This is a genomic window from Cupriavidus sp. SW-Y-13 (assembly GCF_009793345.1).
Taxonomy (GTDB): Bacteria; Pseudomonadota; Gammaproteobacteria; order Burkholderiales; family Burkholderiaceae; genus Cupriavidus.
This window is the reverse complement of record NZ_WHLX01000001.1, coordinates 1,913,452-1,931,124: the sequence shown is the minus strand read 5'-3', so window position 1 is coordinate 1,931,124 and position 17,673 is coordinate 1,913,452. Positions and strand designations below refer to the sequence as shown.

Here is a 17,673-nt window from a genome sequence, read left to right as displayed (position 1 = left end):
GGGGAGTTAACACCGGGAGCAAACTGGCTCAGCGAGCGTAAGCCTTCCCCGCCTGCATCACCACTTCGATCTTTGCCTGCGGACCTGCCAGCACGCCGATGTCTTTCAGCGGATCGCCATCCACCACCAGTACGTCGGCAATCGCGCCGGCCTGGATCACGCCGAGTTCGCCTTCACGCTGCAGGATTTCCGCGGCAATCGACGTTGCCGAGCGCACGGCTTCCGCATTGCCGAGCAGTTCTGCGCGGATCAGGAATTCCTCGGACTGGTATTGATGCATCTCGCCCAGCAGGTCGGAGCCGTAGCCCATCTTCACACCGGCTTCGGCGTAGATGGCCAGCGAGTCGCGGCCGGCCTGACGCACGGTTTCGATCTTGGCCACGGAGTCGGGCGGCAGGCCCAGACGCGCACCATCACGCGCCAGGGCGTCGTAGGTGATCAGCGTCGGCACTACGAAAGCGCCATGCTCGCGCATCACGCGTGCCGCTGCGGCATCCACGAGGTTGCCGTGCTCGATGGTGCGCGCACCGCAACGCACGGCGCGGGTAATCGCGCGCGGCGTGTAGGCGTGGGCCATGACATAGGTCTGTGCAGCCTCGGCTTCGGCCACGATCGCACGGATCTCGTCCTCGCTGTACTGCGTATTGCCGATGGGATCGGTCGGCGATGCCACGCCGCCCGAGGCCATGATCTTGATCTGCGTGGCGCCCTTCTGGATTTCCTCGCGCACAGCCAGACGCACGGCGTCCACGCCATCCACCACGCGCGCAATCGCGCCGGCACGGAAGGCGCAGGAGCAGGGCTCCAGCGTATCGGAGCGCGGACGGAAATCGCCGTGGCCACCGGTCTGCGACAGGGCCTTGCCCGACGGGAAGATGCGCGGGCCGGGAATCAGCCCCGTGGCTACCGCCTGGGACAGGCCCCAGTCGGCGCCGCCCGCATCGCGTACGGTCGTGAATCCGCGTTCGAGCATGCTGCGCATGATCGGCATGGCGCGGAACGCCACCAGCACGTTCGGTTGCACAGCGTTCAGGCCGAGGTTAGCCAGCGAGGCCAGCACGTGGACGTGCAGGTCGATCAGGCCCGGCATCACGGTCTTGCCGGTGACGTCGATCACGCGGGCATTGGGCGCGTGGATGGCCGAGGCGGACACTTCGACGATGCGCTCGCCGTCAATCAGCACATCATGGCGCGGCAGCAGGGCGCCGCGCACGGGATCGAGGACGTTGCCGCCCTTGAGCAGGATCTGGGTCATGGTGTTACTTGTTCTGGAGATAGGCGGGCTCGCGCACCAGACGCGTGCCGAAGAAACTGATGGCAGCGGCGATCATCACGTAGAACGCCGGGGCCATCGTGCTGCCCGTGCTGGCAATCAGCCACGTGATGAAGAACGACGCGAAGCCGCCGAAGATCGTCACGGCGAGGTTGTACGACACCGACAGACCCGTGGACAGCACCTTGGCCGGGAACATTTCCGAGAACGCGGCCAGGATCGGGCCGGTGTACGCGGCAATCAGCACGCCGAAGACCAGCTGGAACACCAGCAACGTGGCAAGGCTCGGTGCCTGGTTGATGTAGACGAACATCGGCCATGCCAGTACGAAGATCAGCGCGGCAGCGCCCGACAGGAAGCGGCGACGGCCATAGCGGTCAGCCAGCATGCCCACGATGGGCGCGAACACCAGGATGGCCAGGCCGCCCGCCATGCCGGCGATGAAGCCGGTGGACTGCGGCACCTTCAGCACCTTCACCGAGTAGGTCGGCATGTAGAACAACAGCACGTAGGTGCAGACCGTCCACAGGATCACCATCGAGAAGCTGGCGGCGGTCTGGCGCGGATAGTCGCGCAGCACTTCGGTCAGCGGCGAATCGGTCTTGTCGGTCGTGGCCTGGAACGTCGGCGTTTCGTCGAGGTTGTGGCGGATATAGAAGCCAACCGGTCCGATGATCATGCCGATCAGGAACGGCAGGCGCCAGCCCCAGCTATTCAGCGCTTCGGCACTCAGCGTGGACGTGACGAACGTGCCCACCGCAGCGCCCAGCAACACGGCCACGCCGATGCTCGCCTGGATCCAGCTCGAGTAGTAGGCGCGCTGCTTCTCCGGCGCGTATTCGGTCAGGAATGCGGTAGCGCCGCCCATCTCGCCACCGGCAGAGAACCCCTGCATCAGACGCGCAATCACGATCAGCATCGGCGCGAACACACCGATCTGGTCATACGTCGGCGCGATGCCGATCAGCGTGGTGCCAGCCGCCATCAGCAGGATGGTCAGCGACAACGCTGCCTTGCGGCCCACGCGGTCTGCGTAGACACCGAGGATGATGCCGCCCACCGGACGCATGAAGAAGCCCACGCCGAACGTGGCCACGGCCAGCAACAGCGACGACAGGTCGTTACCAGTGGGAAAAAACAGTTTGGCGATGATCACGGCGAAGAAGCTGTACACCGTGAAGTCGAACCACTCGAGTCCGTTGCCGATCACCGTGGCGATGATGGCGCGGCGGCGTTGCGTGACCCCGACCTGGGGCCGCGTGTCCGCGTAGGCGGGGGCGCTGGCTTGCATGTCTCTCTCTTCCTTTGATAGCCCTCTGTCCAGCACCAGGATCGGACGGCTGGCAGGCTTCGGGCGATCTTAGGGGCGGCACCGTGACACGAAAAACGAATTCTGCGCATGCAGCCATGACGCCAGCGCATGGCTGGCCTGCGCGCGCCGCAGGCGAGGCCGCGTTTCCGTTTTGCAGATGCTACCGGCGCGGGTATCAAATCTACCGGCAAAACTACACCTGATAGCGGTACCGAGTGATCACGAAGCCAAGTGATCCGAACCCTATTTATTTCCCAACCTGTTGAATATATGGGACAAATTTCGATGCAAGCGATGAGGGGCATGGGCTCCGCCTTATGCGGGCCTCGCATTTGCTACTAAGCTTGGTTGGGACTGTCCGGTTCGCGGGCAGTCTGACGTGTTCCATCTTCCATCTGTGAGGAGATCACGATGCAAAAGAAGACGTTGATTCCCGCTGTCCTGATCGCGCTAGGCATGCTGGCGGCGCCCATCGCGCAAGCCCAGCAACCGCAGCCGATGCCGGGACAACCCCAGCCGTCCGGTCCGCGACCGATGCCCGCACCGGGCCAGGCCGGCGCGATGCCGCCGAATGCACAGCCAATGCCGCCCGCGAGCGGCGGAAGAAGCCCGGGCATGACGCCAGGCATGCGCGGCGGTCCGGGCCAGGGCATGCAGGACCCCGGCATGCGGCAAGGCATGCCGCCGCCCTCCGGCAACATGCCAATGGGCGCGCAGTCGCCGTACACCCCCAAGACCTGGCAGAAGGGCGACAAGCTGCCAACCGAGTTTCGGGATCGTCAGTACGTGATCGACAAGTACAAGGACTACAACCTGCCCGCGCCGAGAAAGGGTCATCACTGGGTAGGCGTGGGAGCGGATTACTACCAGGTATCGTCGAATGGGACGATCTATTCGGTGGGGCCGAATTGATAGGGCCTGCGCCATGCGGATGACGCCGGGAGACGGGCGCGTTTTCGAGGCGCCAAGTCAAAACGCGCCGTGGATGTCACGGCGCGTTTTTTTTGTTGTTTGCTGCGGAGTTTCAATCAGGCAGCGCTTCGTAAGTCACCAGGAACACCTGGTCGTCCCCCGCGCTGACCGACAGCCAGACGATTTCCAGATCCGGGAAGGCCGCTTCGACATACGCGCGTTCGTTACCAATTTCCACTACCAGCGCGCCGCCCGGGTTAAGGCGCTTCTTGGCGCCCGCGACGATGCGGCGCACGATGTCCATCCCGTCGTCGCCGCCGGCCAGCGCAATGCGCGGTTCGGCCTGGTATTCGGCAGGCAGTTCGCGCATCGACTGTTCGTTGACGTAAGGCGGGTTGGTCAGGATCACGTCATAGGTGGCGCCCGACGGCAGCGGCGCGTAAAGATCGCCCTCGTACAGCGAGATGCGGCCTTCCATCTTGTAGTCGGACACATTGCGGCGGGCCACTGCCAGCGCATCGGGAGAGATGTCCACCGCGTCGATCTTCGCGTTCGGCCAGACGTGTGCAGCGATGATCGGCAGGCAGCCGGAACCCGTGCAGAGTTCGAGCACGGGGCCGATCTTTTCGATATCACCGATCCACGGCTCCAGCCCGTCATGCAGCAGTTCGCCGACAAAGCTGCGCGGCACGATCACACGGGAATCCACGTAGAAGCGCAGGCCATGCATGAACGCTTCGTGCGTGATGTAGGCGGCCGGAACGCGTTCGGTCACGCGGCGGTCGATGACCTTGAGCACCGCATCCACTTCCTCGGGCAGCAGGCGTGCATCGAGGAAGGGGTCGAGGGTGTCCAGCGGCAAGTTCAGCGTATGCAGCACCAGGTAGGCGGCTTCGTCGTAGGCGTTGGCACTGCCGTGTCCAAAGGACAGCCGGGCGGCCGTGAAGCGTGAGACGGCCAGGCGCAGCAGGTCGCGCACGGTTTGCAGGGGGGAAGTCGTAGCCATGGTGTCAGCAGTAATGATGGGTGAGGCTCAGGCGATCAGGCGTTCCAGCACGCCACGGTAGACGTTCTTGAGCGGCTCGATAAAGCGCACTTCCACGTGTTCGTCGATCTTGTGGATGCTGGCATTCGGCGGCCCGAACTCGATGACCTGCGGGCAGATCTTCGCGATAAAGCGGCCGTCCGAGGTGCCGCCCGTGGTCGACAGTTCGGTGGTCACGCCCATCTCGGCCGAGATCGCTGCCGACAGCGCATCGGACAGATCGCCACGCGGCGTCAGGAACGGCTCGCCGCCCAGCGTCCAGTCCAGCGTGTATTCGAGCCCATGCTGATCGAGGATGGCGTGCACGCGGGATTTCAGTTGCTCAGGCGTGCTCGCCGTCGAGAAACGGAAATTGAAATCGATCGTCACATGGCCCGGAATCACGTTCGTGGCGCCCGTGCCGGCGTGGATGTTCGACATCTGCCACGTGGTCGGCGGGAAGTACTCGTTGCCCTGGTCCCAGGTCTCGGCCACCAGCGCGGTCAGTGCCGGCGCAGCCTGATGGATCGGGTTGCGTGCCAGGTGCGGATACGCGATATGGCCCTGCACGCCCTGGATGGTGAGCTTGCCCGACAGCGACCCGCGACGGCCATTCTTCACCATGTCGCCGAGCGTATCGACCGAAGTCGGCTCGCCGATCACGCAATAGTCGAGACGCTCGCCGCGCGCCTTCAGCGCTTCCACCACCTTGACGGTGCCGTCGTGCGCCGGGCCTTCCTCGTCGCTGGTGATCAGGAAGGCGATGGAGCCTGCGTGATCGGGATGCCTAGCGACGAATTCCTCGCAGGCCACCACGAAGCCGGCAATCGACGTCTTCATGTCTGCGGCGCCCCGGCCATAGAGCTTGCCGTCACGGTGGGTCGGCTCGAACGGATCGGAGGACCATTGCTCGACCGGGCCCGTGGGCACCACATCGGTATGCCCGGCGAAGGCCAGCAGCTTGCCAGCCGTGCCCTGCGTGCCGCGCCTCACCGCCCAGAGGTTGGTCACGCGAAACGTGTCGGGGCCGCTGACGAGGTTCTCGCAGCTGAAGCCAATCGCCTTGAGGCGCGCTTCCAGCACGGACTGGCAGCCTTCGTCGGCGGGGGTGACCGAGCGGCGGCGCATCAGGTCTTCGGTCAGGGCAAGGGTCGGATTCATGGTGTCTACAGAAAACTTCAGAACAGCGAGGCGTAGTTGTCAGCGGAGAAACCCACGCTGACCTTGCCGTCGCGATCCAGTACGGGGCGCTTGATCAGCGAGGGGCTGGCCTGCATCAGTGCGATGGCGCCGGCTTCGCTCTCGGCCTTGGCCTTGTCCGCATCGGACAGCGCACGATACGTCGTGCCTTTCTTGTTCAGCAAGGTTGCCAGCGGCACGTGCTTGAGCCAGGCGCGCAGCATCTTTTCATCGATGCCTTGCTTCTTGAAATCGTGGAACGTGAAATCGACCCCGTTCGCGTCCAGCCACGTACGGGCCTTCTTGACGGTGTCGCAGTTCGGAATGCCGTAGAGCAGGACGGTCATGGTGTCGGGGCTCCGAAAATCAACGGAACAGCAGGTTAAGGGCAATCACGAGCCCGCCCAGGCCCAGCGCCACGCCGGCCATGGCCACGCCCGTCATCAGGCGCAGGCGCCGATCCAGGCGCGCTGCCTCTTTCCGCAGGGCCTCGATGGTGATGGCGTGCTGCTCGGCCAGCATCTTGACGGCCTCGGCCTGCTGCATGGCAACGGCTTCCAGCTCGGCGATGCGGGCTGCGGCGTCGCGTGGCTCGGCAGCTTCGGCAGATTCAGATGGCGCGCCGTCTTCCTTGCGCTTGCCTTTCTTGAACCGGTCGATGGTCTTGTTGGCCTGTTCGAGAATGGTGGGGAGCAGGGAGAGCACGGTGCTGACGGTGGCGGGGTCGAGGGCCATGAGTCGCTTGCGGAGGGATGGCATCGGCGGGGCTTGCATCGCCGCCGGCAGGGCCGGCGGCTCGGACAACAAACGGCGTAACAGCGTAACCAGCGAGGGGCGATCAGTCGCCGCGCAGCAGATCGTTCAGGCTGGTCTTTGCGCGGGTTTGCGCGTCCACCTTCTTCACGATCACGGCGCAGTACAGGCTGTACTTGCCATCCTTCGACGGCAGGTTGCCAGCGACCACGACCGAGCCGGCCGGCACGCGGCCATAGTGGATCTCGCCCGTTTCACGATCATAGATCTTGGTCGACTGGCCCAGGTACACGCCCATCGAGATCACCGAATTTTCTTCGACGATCACGCCTTCCACCACTTCCGAACGCGCGCCGATGAAGCAGTTGTCCTCGATGATGACCGGGTTGGCCTGCAGCGGCTCCAGCACGCCGCCGATGCCCACGCCACCCGACAGGTGAACGTTCTTGCCGATCTGGGCGCACGAACCGACGGTGGCCCACGTGTCGACCATCGTGCCTTCATCCACATAGGCGCCGATGTTCACGTACGACGGCATCAGCACGGCGTTCTTGGCGATGAACGAACCACGGCGGGCCACGGCCGGCGGCACCACGCGGAAACCGGCGCGGGCGAAGTCTTCCTGCGACCAGTTGGCGAACTTGGTCGGCACCTTGTCGTAGAACTGGGCGAAGCCGCCAGCGCTCATCGGCGCGTTGTCTTCCAGACGGAACGACAGCAGTACGGCCTTCTTGACCCACTGGTTGACGATCCATTCGCTACCCTGCTTCTCGGCCACGCGCAGCGTGCCGGCGTCCAGTTGCGAAATCACGTTGGCCACGCCTTCACGGATATCGTTCGGGGCGGACTTCGGGCTCAGGCTGGTGCGGTCTTCCCAGGCTTGATCGATCAGGGCTTGCAGCGCTTGCGTCATGATGTGTGTTCTCGATTTGATAGGTGAAAGGAATGCGGCGCCGGCAACGTTTGCCCCGGCGCCGGGGCGTTCAATCGGTGATGCGGTAGAGCGTACTGCGCCGGCTCAGGCCAGCGACTTGCAGAATTCAACGATACGGCGCGCACCTTCGACGCATTCGTCAGGCGTGGCAACCAGCGCCATGCGCACCCGGTTCTGGCCCGGATTCACACCATGCGCCTCACGGGCAAGATAGCTGCCGGGCAGGACCGCCACGTTTTGCTCGGCCAGCAAGCGCACCGCGAACTCGGTGTCGGAGAGGCCAGTGCGGGAGATATCGGCCCACAGGTAGAACGCGGCATCCGGCAGGGCCACGTCCATCACTTCGGCCAGCATCGGCGTGACTTCGGCAAACTTCTTCACGTAAGCGGCGCGGTTCTCGCGCACATGCGCTTCGTCATCCCATGCGGCTGCGCTGGCGGCCTGTACAGCGGGGTTCAGCGCAGCGCCATGGTAGGTGCGGTACAGCAGGAATTTCTTGAGGATTGCAGCATCGCCGGCCACGAAGCCAGAGCGCAGGCCCGGCACGTTCGAACGCTTGGACAGGCTCGAGAACATCACGAGCCGCTCGAAGCCGCGTCCGAGCTTGTGGGCAGCTTCCAGCGCGCCCAGCGGCGGGTTGGCTTCGTCGAAATAGATCTCGGAGTAGCACTCGTCCGAGGCAATCACGAAGCCATATTGATCGGACAGGGCGAACAGGCGCTTCCAGTCATCGAGCGACAGCACGGCACCCGTGGGATTGCCGGGCGAGCAGACGTACAGCAGTTGCACCTTCGGCCAGACATCGGCATCGACCTGGTCGAAGTCAGGCGCGAAGTTGCGCGCCGGATCGCTGTTGGCGAATACCGGCCGCGCCCCGGCCAGCAGGGCCGCGCCTTCGTAAATCTGATAGAACGGGTTCGGGCACACCACCAGCGGATCGGGTTGGCTGGCATCGATCACGGTCTGGGCGAAGGCAAACAGTGCTTCGCGCGAACCGCTGACCGGCAGCACCTCGGTGGCCGCATCGACCTTCGGCAACCCGTAGCGGCGCTCCAGCCAGCCGGCGATGGTCTTGCGCAGCGCTTCGGTACCTGCCGTGGCCGGATAGACGGCGAGACCGGACAGGGAGGCCGTCATCGCGTCCTTGATGAACTGCGGCGTCGGGTGCCGGGGTTCGCCAATGCCAAAACTGATCGCCGGCTTGTCGGCGGGTTTCACATCGGCCACCAGCACGCGCAATTTCTCGAAAGGATAGGTCTGGAGCAGGTCGAGGCGCGGATTCACGGTGGCAGGCGATGGGGCGGTGGAAACGCAGCATTATAAAGGAATGCCGCCCGCCGCCGTAGTGGCGTCCGGCGGTGACGCGTCGGGCCCTCGCCGGACCTGGCCGGCCCGCATGGCGCTGCTCAATACAGCATCACCCGCGACACCATCGCCACGATCGGACGGCGGACCAGATCCTCGAAGCGGGCGTGCAGGTGCAGCGGCCGCAACAGCATGCGCACGGTCATCTCGATGGGCAGGTGACGGCGGACCACCGCGCTGCAGCGGGAGTTAAGGGCGCGGACCTCGCGCTCCGCCACGTCTTCGCGGCCTTGTTCGATACGCAGCACATTGCGCAGGGCGATCTCGGCATCCTCGTTCTTGATTTCGAGAAGGCGGCGCGCCAACGCGACGAACACCTTGCGGCGTCCGAGTTGCTCCCGTTCACGCAAGGTATTGAAATAGCGGAAGAAATACTTGTAGTGCCGGACTTCGTCGTTGGCGATGCGATGGCTCAGGTCGCGCAACACCGGCTCAGCGCTGGCCTGTTCGAGGGCGCGATAGTACGTGGCCGTGCCGGTTTCCACCACGCAGCGAGCGGCCATTTCCAATGCCTGCGAAGGTTCGAAGTTATCGATCGAGCAGGTCTTGTTGTATTCGGCGAAGAATCGGTCATAGCCGCGCTGCCAGTCGAACTCGGGCCAGACATGGGCCACGTAACGGCGCAATGCCAGGCCATGCTGCAGTTCCTCCGATTCCCAGTGTTGCGCCAGCCACGCGGCGGCGTCGGGCACATCGGCGAAATACGTGGAGAGATTGCTGGCGTAGGTATCAGACCCGCTTTCGATGAAGGAAGCGGCGGTGAGCAGGTAGAACAATGTGCGATTGTCGCGCACGCTGGCGATATCGATCGATGCGTAGTCGATGTCGGCCAAAGACCAGGACAGTTCAGCCGGCGGCGGCGCCGGTTGCGGTACGGTCATGCTCGAATCCTCCAGGCTGCTGCAATGGACTTCAGCTGCAGCCGCCACGGCGCCAGGCAGGAACCGGGGGCGGCGGGAAATGCGCTCGACCCGAAGGACTCCGGGATCACGCGGGCATTTTGGGAGACTAGCACTAACCCTAGGAAGTTTCAGTCGCCAATCGGACTGTGACATTTCTGCGAATCCCGTCGCGAGGCTCGAAAAAGCTTGCAACATGGTGGGTAAGTCACGGAAAGAGAACAGTTTTCCGACTCGTCAAGACAGCGTTGGGGGGTGTGCGCAACGGTCGATAAAGCGGCCGGCGAGCGGTTTGGCGATGGTATGATTAGCCCCAATCTAGCGGGTGCAGCAGGCTATTTGCGGTGAAGACGTTACTTCCGCCGTGGCATTGGCACTGGCCCGGCATTCCATTCCGTATCGCCCAAACCACACGACAACCGTGCGACTGTCCTCGATAAAACTGGCGGGCTTCAAGTCCTTCGTCGATCCCACCAATTTCCAAGTGCCTGGCCAGCTGGTGGGCATCGTAGGTCCCAACGGCTGCGGCAAATCCAATATCATCGATGCGGTGCGCTGGGTGCTCGGCGAATCACGCGCATCGGAGCTGCGTGGCGAATCCATGCAGGACGTGATCTTCAACGGCTCCACGGCGCGCAAGCAGGCGGGCCGCGCCAGTGTCGAACTGGTATTCGACAACGCCGAGGGCCGCGCTGCCGGCCAGTGGAGCCAATATGCCGAAGTGGCCGTCAAGCGCGTGCTGACGCGCGATGGCACGTCTTCCTACTACATCAACAACCAGCCGGTCCGACGCAAGGACATCCAGGACATCTTCCTGGGCACCGGCCTCGGTCCACGCGCCTACGCGATCATCGGGCAGGGCATGATCTCGCGGATCATCGAGGCCAAGCCCGATGACATGCGGATTTTCCTGGAGGAAGCCGCGGGCGTATCCAAGTACAAGGAGCGCCGCCGAGAGACCGAGAATCGTCTTGGCGATACGCGCGAGAACCTGACACGCGTCGAGGACATCCTGCGCGAGCTGGGCAGCAACCTCGACAAGCTCGAAGGCCAGGCCGAAGTGGCACAGCGCTTCAAGCAACTGCAATCCGAAGGCGAAGAGAAGCAGCACCTGCTGTGGCTGCTGCGCAAGCGCGAGGCACAGGCCGAGCAGGAGCGTCACGCCCGTGCCATCGACCAGGCGCAGATCGATCTCGAAGCCCAGACCGCACAACTGCGCCATGTCGAGGCGGAACTCGAAACCATGCGTGCCGCGCACTACGCGGCGTCCGATGGCATGCATGTCGCACAGGGCGCGCTCTACGAAGCCAATGCCGAAGTCAGCAAGCTCGAAGCCGAGATCCGCTATGTCGTGGAATCGCGCAACCGTCTGCAGGCGCAGATCGCCGCGCTGAGTACGCAGCGCGAACAATGGCAGGGCAAGGCAGACCAGGCCGGTGAAGACATCGCCCAGGCCGAGGAAGACCTGGCGCTGTCCGAGGCCCGCACGATCGAGGCACAGGAAACCGTTGCGCAAAAGAGCGACGAGCTGCCGACGCTCGAAGCCCAGTGGCGCGATGCGCAGCAGAAGCTTAACGACCAGCGCAGCGGCATCATGCAGGCCGAGCAGGCGTTGAAGCTCGAAGCCGCGCACCAGCGCAACGCCAACCAGATGCTGCAGCAACTGGAGCAACGCCGCGAACGGTTGCAAGGCGAAGAAAAGGGCCTGGATCGCCCGGATGAAGTGCGGCTCGAAGAGTTGCGCATGGATCTGGCCGAGCAGGAAGCCACGCTTGAGGAAGCACAGGGCACGCTCGGTGACGCCGAGGAATCCGTGCCGCGCCTCGATGCCGAGCGCCGTGCCGCGCAGGAGCGTGTGCAGAGCGAGGCCGCTGCGATTGCCTCGCTGGACGCACGGCTGTCTGCGCTGCGCCAGCTTCAGGAGAACGTGCAGACCGATGGCAAGGTGCAGCCGTGGCTGGAGCGCCATGGCCTGGCCGAACTGCCGCGTCTGTGGAAGAAGGTTCATATCGAGCCGGGCTGGGAAAACGCGCTGGAATCGGTGCTGCGCGAGAAGCTGGCCGCGCTCGAAGTCTCGAATCTCGACTGGGTGAAGGGTTTCCTTGGTGATGCCCCGCCCGCCAAGCTCGCGTTCTACGCACCGCCGGCCGCCGCGCGTCCCGTGGAAGCGCCTGCCGGGCTGCGTCCGCTGATGTCGCTCGTGCAGATCACCGAGCCGGGCATTCGTGCGGTGATGCAGGACTGGCTGGCCGATGTGTTCACGGCCACCGATATGTCGCAGGCCCTCGCCGCGCGCAATTCGCTGCCGGAAGGCGCGCAGTTCGTGGTGGCGGAAGGCCATCTGATCGGCCGCAATGCGATTCAGATCTACGCGGCGGATTCGGAACAGGCCGGCATGCTGGCCCGCGAGCAGGAAATCGAGAACCTGCAGAAACAGTCGCGCGCCCAGATGCTGCTGTCCGATGAAGCGAAGTCTCAATCGGTCCGCGCCGAAACCGCTTACACGCACGCCAGCACGCAACTGATCGAAGCCCGCGCGCGCGCCGAACAGGCCACGCGCCGCGTGCACGCACTGCAGATGGATGTGCTCAAGCTGTCGCAGGCCATGGAGCGATTCTCGGCGCGTAGCAACCAGATCCGCGAGGAACTGCACGAAATCGACGGGCAGATCGAGGAACAACGTGCCATCCGCGCCGAGTCCGAGGCGAGCTTCGAGCAACACGACACGCAACTGGCCGAGTTGCAGGCTTCGCACGAAGACCAGCAGATGGCCTTCGATGCGCTGGATGCCAAGCTGACCGGTGCCCGCCAGCAGTTGCGCGATCTCGAACGCGCCGCACAGGAAGCCACGTTCGCCGAACGTAATCTGGCTGGCCGCATCGACGAACTGCGCCGCAATATCCAGATGGCGGCCGACCAGAGCGAGCGCATTGCGGAATCCCTGGAGAACGCGCGCGCCGAACTCGAAACGATCAACGAGCAGACCGCCAACACGGGCCTGCACGAGGCGCTGGAAATCCGCTCCGAGAAGGAGCAGAAGCTGTCGGCCGCGCGTATCGAACTCGATGCGCTGTCTGCGCAGTTGCGCCAGTTCGACGAGCAGCGTCTGGCCGCCGAGCGCAGCTTGCAGCCGCTGCGCGACCGCATCACCGAATGCCAGCTCAAGGAGCAGGCCGCGCGCCTGAATCAGGAGCAGTTCACCGAGCAACTGGCCACGGCCGAAGTGGATGAAGCCACGTTGGCCGAGAAGCTGACCGGCGACATGAAGCCGTCGTACCTGCAAGGGGAAGTCACACGGCTGAATAACCTGATCAACGGGCTTGGGCCGGTCAACATGGCCGCGCTCGACGAACTGGCTGCCGCGCGCGAGCGCAAGACCTTCCTCGATGCGCAATCGGCGGATTTGCTGGACGCGATCACGACGCTCGAGGACGCGATCAACAAGATCGACCAGGAAACGCGTGCGCTGTTGCAAGGCACGTTCGACCAGGTCAACCATCATTTCGGCGAACTGTTCCCGGCGCTGTTCGGTGGCGGCCAGGCGCGCCTGATCATGACCGGCGAGGAAATCCTCGATGCCGGCGTCCAGGTGATGGCCCAGCCTCCGGGCAAGAAGAATTCGACGATTCACCTGCTGTCCGGTGGCGAAAAGGCGCTGACCGCGATTGCACTGGTGTTCGCGATGTTCCAGCTGAACCCGGCGCCGTTCTGCCTGCTGGACGAGGTGGACGCGCCGCTCGACGATGCCAATACCGAGCGCTACGCCAACATGGTGGCGCGCATGTCAGACAAGACTCAATTCGTGTTTATTTCCCACAACAAGATTGCGATGGAGATGGCCCACCAACTGATTGGCGTGACGATGCAGGAGCAAGGCGTCTCGCGGATCGTGGCAGTGGATATGGATGCAGCCGTATCGATGGCGGAGGCCGCTTAAGATGGAACTGCAGAACGCACTGATCATTGCGGGTGTTGTATTGCTCCTGCTGCTGGTGGCCTATAACCGCTGGCAGATCCACAAGGCACGCCGTGTCCGGCCGCTGTTGCCCGAAGACGATCTGCCGCCGATGCGCGAGCCGGTCGTCAGCAAGACCACGCATCCCGAGACGCAGGCCAAGCTCAAGGAATCGGCGCCCGAGCACATCGCGCGCCGCGAGCCGACGTTTGGCGAGGCAAGCGGGGCGTCGCAGCGCGATGAAATCGACGATCCGGCTGATGTGGCCGTTGCCACGGCGGCCGCGCAGTCTGCGGCACGTACCGCCGATGCCGACGAAATCGTTGCCGATGAAGTGGCCGTGGCCGCTGCACCGTCGGCGGTGCACGATGCGGCGGAAGTGACTGACGCGGCCGAGATGGACGAACGGGAGCCAGCGACCGAAGTCAGCACGAAGCCTGCCGCAACCCACGCAGCGGCTGCGCAACCCGCTCCGGCTGTCATGGACGGCCAGCCCACGCCGGCCGTGATCGATCCGCTGGTGGACTGCATCGTGCCGATGCATCTGGAGCGCAAGGCATCCGGCGACCGTATCCTGCCGCTGACGGGCCGTCTGCGTCGCGCAGGCACCAAGCAGGTCCATATCGAAGGCTTGCGCGTCGAGGCCAATGCCTGGGAGCCGGTGACCGCCGGCCATCAGTACGAGGATCTGCAGGTGGCCGTGCAACTGGCCAACCGCAGTGGCCCGCTCAACGCGCTGGAATTCTCGGAATTCGTGAACGCCGTGGAGGCGCTGGCCGAATCGCTCGACGCTTCCGCCGATCTGCCGGACATGACCGAGATTGTTGCCAACGCGCGCGAACTCGACGGGTTTGCGGCCGGTGCCGATGTCCAGTTGGGCGTCAATGTGATTTCCGATGGCGCGCCGTGGTCGGCCGCGTACGTGCAGAGCGTGGCCACGCAGGACGGCCTGGTGCTGTCGCGCGATGGCACCCGCTTCATCCGCTACGAGCCCGGTGCGGACGGCGTGCAGAAGCCGCTCTTCACGCTGCAGTTTGGCGAGACCAACTTCCTGCGCGACGACCTGACGCTGAACGCGGGCCGCCAGATCACGCTGTTGCTCGACGTGCCGCAGGCATCCCATGCAATCAAGCCATTCAAGACGGTTTGCGAGTATGGGTATAGCCTCGCGCAGCGCATGGGCGCGCAACTGGTGGACGACAATATGCGTCCGCTGACCGAGGCATCGTTCGTGGCTATCTTCAATCAGCTCGAAAAGCTGTACGAGAAGCTCGAAGCGCGCGGCATGCCCGCCGGGTCTCCCGTGGCCACGCGCCTGTTCAGCCTGTAACCGGAGCCGACAATGACCGCCACGTCCCCGGGCGCGAAGGCTTCGGCCTCCGCGCCGGCTGCTGCATTGCCTGCCGATGCGACACCTGCTCAGCGCGTGCATTGGCTGCGCGACGAACTGGATCGTCATAGCTACCAGTATTACGTGCTCGACGCGCCCACGATTCCCGATGCGGATTACGACGCGCTGTTCAGCGAACTCCAGGCACTGGAAACCGAACATCCCGAACTGCTGACGGACGATTCGCCCACCCAGCGCGTGGGCGGTGCGCCGCTCTCGGCATTCGATTCCGTGCGCCATCGGGTGCCGATGCTGTCGCTGAACAACGGCTTCGAAGACGAGGATGTCGTCAGTTTCGACCGCCGTTGTGCGCAAGGCCTTGGCAAGACGGCCGTGACCGTGCCTGCCGATGACCTGTTCGGCAAGGCCGACGCCGAAGACAACGCCGTCGAATATTCCTGCGAACTGAAGTTCGACGGACTGGCGATGTCACTGCGCTACGAGGACGGCAAGCTCGTACAGGCCGCTACGCGTGGCGATGGCGAGACCGGCGAGGACGTGACGGCCAATGTGCGGACCATCAAGGCGATTCCGCTGAAGCTGCGCGGCAAGGCGCCCGCCGTACTCGAGGTGCGCGGCGAGGTCTTCATGTATCGCGCCGATTTCGACAAGCTCAACGCGCGACAGGCTGAAGCCGAGGAGAAGACTTTCGTCAATCCACGCAATGCAGCAGCAGGCAGCCTGCGGCAGCTTGATCCGCGCATTACGGCCAAACGTCCACTGTCGTTTTTTGCTTATGGACTGGGCGAACTGCAAGGCGCGGACCGGCCGCCGACGCATAGCGTGATGCTTGAAGGCTTTGCCGCGCTGGGTCTGCCGGTCTGTAGCGAGCGCCGCGTGGTAAAGGGCGCAGAGGGCCTGCTGTCGTTCTATCACGATATCGGCGAGCGCCGTGACCAGTTGCCGTACGACATCGACGGTGTGGTCTACAAGGTCAATGCGATCCCCGAACAGGAGCAGCTTGGCTTTGTCTCGCGCGCGCCGCGCTTTGCCCTTGCGCACAAGTTTCCTGCGCAGGAGATGACCACCACGGTGGAAGACATCGAAGTGCAGGTTGGCCGCACGGGCGCGATCACGCCCGTGGCGCGACTGGCGCCGGTGTTCGTCGGCGGAGTGACCGTGACAAACGCCACGCTGCACAACGAAGACGAGATCCGCCGTAAGGACGTGCATATCGGGGATACCGTGATCGTCCGTCGCGCTGGCGATGTCATTCCCGAAGTAGTGGCCGTGGTGCTGGAGCGCCGTCCTGCCGATGCTCGTGCGTTCGTCATGCCGACGGCTTGCCCGGTATGCGGCTCGCATGTGGAAAAGCTCGAAGGCGAGGTCATCGCGCGTTGCACGGGCGGCCTGATCTGCGCCGCGCAGCGCAAGCAGGCGTTGCTGCATTTTGCGCAGCGCCGCGCGATGGATATCGAAGGGCTCGGCGACAAGGTCGTGGAGCAGTTGGTCGATAACGGCATCGTCCATACACCGGCGGACCTGTACAAGCTCGGCGTTGCCAAGCTTGCAGCGCTGGATCGCATGGCCGACAAGTCGGCGTCGAATATCGTGGCGGCCATCGACAAGTCGCGCGAGACCACGCTGAACCGCTTTATCTTCGCGCTCGGCATCCGCCACGTAGGTGAGGCGACGGCGAAGGATCTGGCCAAGCACTTCGGCAAGCTCGACAACCTGCTGGCTGCCGATGAAGCCGCGTTGCTCGAAGTGAATGACGTGGGCCCCGTTGTCGCACAATCCATCGCCAACTTTTTGGCCGAAGACCACAATGTCGAGGTCATCGAGCAACTGCGTGCGGCGGGCGTACACTGGGTCGAATCGGAGCCAGCGGCCCGCGCGGCACCGCTGCCATTGGCTGGCAAGACCATCGTGCTGACAGGTACGCTGCCGACGCTCTCGCGCGAGGAGGCAAAGGAAAGGCTCGAAGCCGCCGGCGCCAAGGTGGCCGGCTCGGTATCGAAGAAGACCGACTACGTGGTGGCCGGTGCCGAGGCGGGCAGCAAGCTCGAGAAAGCGCAGGCACTGAACGTGCCGGTGCTCGACGAGGACGGCATGCTCAAGCTGCTGGCCGAAGCCGGAGCAGCGGCATCTGACGCCGACAACAGCGGAGACGCACAATGATTCGCGAAATCCTCAAGATGGGCGATGCACGCCTGCTGCAACACGCGCGGCCCGTGACGCAATTCAATACGCCGGAGCTGCGGCTGCTGATCGATGACATGTTCGACACGATGGAACATGCCAACGGCGCCGGCCTGGCCGCGCCGCAGATCGGCGTGGACCTGCAGGTCGTGATTTTCGGGTTCGACCGCAATCCGCGATATCCGGATGCGCCGACGGTGCCGAAGACCGTGCTGATCAACCCGGTGCTGGAGATGCTGTCCGACGAGATGGAGGATGGGTGGGAGGGTTGCCTGTCCGTCCCGGGCATGCGCGGCGTGGTGCCGCGCCACGTGCGACTGCGCTATACGGGCTTCGACATGCAGGGCAACCCGATTGACCGCGTGGCGGAAGACTTCCATGCCCGCGTCGTCCAGCATGAATGCGATCACCTGATCGGTACGCTGTACCCGATGCGCATCAAGGATTTTTCGAAGTTTGGGTTTACGGAGATTCTGTTTCCGGAGTTGCCGGCGAATTACGACGATTGAGTGAAGCGTCGCCGCTTCGCTGGTTT

At 64.0% G+C, this 17,673-nt stretch carries 14 protein-coding genes; 5 read left to right on the top strand and 9 right to left on the bottom strand.

The genetic code is table 11. The features are described 5' to 3' along the window. Positions 1 to 28: 28 nt before the first annotated feature. Positions 29 to 1,255, bottom strand: a complete 1,227-nt coding sequence (locus GA566_RS08610) for an amidohydrolase family protein (protein WP_160472509.1) — start codon at positions 1,253 to 1,255, stop codon at positions 29 to 31. A gap of 4 nt (positions 1,256 to 1,259) precedes the next feature. Continuing rightward, positions 1,260 to 2,564, bottom strand: coding sequence for an MFS transporter (locus GA566_RS08605; RefSeq protein ID WP_160472508.1), 1,305 nt, complete (start codon positions 2,562 to 2,564; stop codon positions 1,260 to 1,262). A 432-nt stretch (positions 2,565 to 2,996) separates the two neighbouring features. Here GA566_RS08605 and GA566_RS08600 point away from each other — a divergent pair, with 432 nt between their 5' ends. Next, positions 2,997 to 3,497, top strand: a complete 501-nt coding sequence (locus tag GA566_RS08600; RefSeq protein WP_237380109.1) for an RcnB family protein — start codon at positions 2,997 to 2,999, stop codon at positions 3,495 to 3,497. Between the two features lie 112 nt (positions 3,498 to 3,609). On the opposite strand, the gene prmB is transcribed toward GA566_RS08600, so the two are convergent. The 7 genes from prmB to GA566_RS08565 form a co-directional block, all read right to left on the bottom strand. Further along, complete coding sequence (gene prmB, locus GA566_RS08595; protein WP_137924580.1) at positions 3,610 to 4,503, bottom strand: 50S ribosomal protein L3 N(5)-glutamine methyltransferase; 894 nt, start codon at positions 4,501 to 4,503, stop codon at positions 3,610 to 3,612. Between the two features lie 27 nt (positions 4,504 to 4,530). Then, positions 4,531 to 5,682 carry a succinyl-diaminopimelate desuccinylase gene (gene dapE, locus GA566_RS08590; RefSeq protein WP_160472507.1) on the bottom strand — a complete coding sequence of 384 codons (1,152 nt, stop codon included), beginning with the start codon at positions 5,680 to 5,682 and terminating at the stop codon, positions 4,531 to 4,533. Positions 5,683 to 5,699: 17 nt separating this feature from the next. Further along, the gene (locus tag GA566_RS08585) at positions 5,700 to 6,047 is read right to left on the bottom strand and encodes an arsenate reductase (protein WP_137924582.1); all 348 of its coding nucleotides are present in this window, start codon (positions 6,045 to 6,047) and stop codon (positions 5,700 to 5,702) included. Positions 6,048 to 6,066: 19 nt separating this feature from the next. Next, entirely contained in the window at positions 6,067 to 6,435 is a 369-nt protein-coding gene (locus tag GA566_RS08580) for a hypothetical protein (protein WP_237380107.1), read from the bottom strand. Positions 6,436 to 6,538: 103 nt separating this feature from the next. After that, positions 6,539 to 7,366, bottom strand: a complete 828-nt coding sequence (gene dapD / locus GA566_RS08575) for a 2,3,4,5-tetrahydropyridine-2,6-dicarboxylate N-succinyltransferase (RefSeq protein ID WP_137924584.1) — start codon at positions 7,364 to 7,366, stop codon at positions 6,539 to 6,541. Between the two features lie 105 nt (positions 7,367 to 7,471). Then, a complete protein-coding gene (gene dapC / locus GA566_RS08570; RefSeq protein WP_160472506.1) occupies positions 7,472 to 8,671 on the bottom strand; it encodes a succinyldiaminopimelate transaminase in 1,200 nt (399 codons plus the stop codon). Between the two features lie 122 nt (positions 8,672 to 8,793). Then, positions 8,794 to 9,633: a ferritin-like domain-containing protein gene (locus GA566_RS08565; RefSeq protein ID WP_160472505.1), complete on the bottom strand. Its 840-nt coding sequence runs from the start codon at positions 9,631 to 9,633 to the stop codon at positions 8,794 to 8,796. 439 nt (positions 9,634 to 10,072) lie between these two features. Here GA566_RS08565 and smc point away from each other — a divergent pair, with 439 nt between their 5' ends. From smc to def, 4 genes are read left to right on the top strand one after another with little or no spacing between them, the layout of a single operon-like run. Next, on the top strand, positions 10,073 to 13,588 hold the full coding sequence (gene smc, locus GA566_RS08560) for a chromosome segregation protein SMC (RefSeq protein WP_160473261.1): 3,516 nt from the start codon (positions 10,073 to 10,075) through the stop codon (positions 13,586 to 13,588). 1 nt (position 13,589) lies between these two features. Continuing rightward, complete coding sequence (locus tag GA566_RS08555) at positions 13,590 to 14,936, top strand: cell division protein ZipA C-terminal FtsZ-binding domain-containing protein (protein WP_160472504.1); 1,347 nt, start codon at positions 13,590 to 13,592, stop codon at positions 14,934 to 14,936. A gap of 12 nt (positions 14,937 to 14,948) precedes the next feature. Next, positions 14,949 to 17,117, top strand: coding sequence for an NAD-dependent DNA ligase LigA (ligA, locus tag GA566_RS08550; RefSeq protein WP_160472503.1), 2,169 nt, complete (start codon positions 14,949 to 14,951; stop codon positions 17,115 to 17,117). Then, complete coding sequence (gene def, locus GA566_RS08545; protein ID WP_160472502.1) at positions 17,114 to 17,647, top strand: peptide deformylase; 534 nt, start codon at positions 17,114 to 17,116, stop codon at positions 17,645 to 17,647. The genes ligA and def overlap by 4 nt, the downstream gene beginning before the upstream one ends. Positions 17,648 to 17,673: the final 26 nt, after the last annotated feature.

Excerpts from the sequence above, each read along its gene's own strand:
- GA566_RS08610 (WP_160472509.1), bottom strand. The coding sequence starts at position 1,255 with ATGACCCAGATCCTGCTCAAGGGCGGCAACGTCCTCGATCCCGTGCGC.
- GA566_RS08605 (WP_160472508.1), bottom strand. The coding sequence starts at position 2,564 with ATGCAAGCCAGCGCCCCCGCCTACGCGGACACGCGGCCCCAGGTCGGG.
- GA566_RS08600 (WP_237380109.1), top strand. The coding sequence starts at position 2,997 with ATGCAAAAGAAGACGTTGATTCCCGCTGTCCTGATCGCGCTAGGCATG.
- prmB (WP_137924580.1), bottom strand. The coding sequence starts at position 4,503 with ATGGCTACGACTTCCCCCCTGCAAACCGTGCGCGACCTGCTGCGCCTG.
- dapE (WP_160472507.1), bottom strand. The coding sequence starts at position 5,682 with ATGAATCCGACCCTTGCCCTGACCGAAGACCTGATGCGCCGCCGCTCG.
- GA566_RS08585 (WP_137924582.1), bottom strand. The coding sequence starts at position 6,047 with ATGACCGTCCTGCTCTACGGCATTCCGAACTGCGACACCGTCAAGAAG.
- GA566_RS08580 (WP_237380107.1), bottom strand. The coding sequence starts at position 6,435 with ATGGCCCTCGACCCCGCCACCGTCAGCACCGTGCTCTCCCTGCTCCCC.
- dapD (WP_137924584.1), bottom strand. The coding sequence starts at position 7,366 with ATGACGCAAGCGCTGCAAGCCCTGATCGATCAAGCCTGGGAAGACCGC.
- GA566_RS08565 (WP_160472505.1), bottom strand. The coding sequence starts at position 9,633 with ATGACCGTACCGCAACCGGCGCCGCCGCCGGCTGAACTGTCCTGGTCT.
- GA566_RS08555 (WP_160472504.1), top strand. The coding sequence starts at position 13,590 with ATGGAACTGCAGAACGCACTGATCATTGCGGGTGTTGTATTGCTCCTG.
- ligA (WP_160472503.1), top strand. The coding sequence starts at position 14,949 with ATGACCGCCACGTCCCCGGGCGCGAAGGCTTCGGCCTCCGCGCCGGCT.
- def (WP_160472502.1), top strand. The coding sequence starts at position 17,114 with ATGATTCGCGAAATCCTCAAGATGGGCGATGCACGCCTGCTGCAACAC.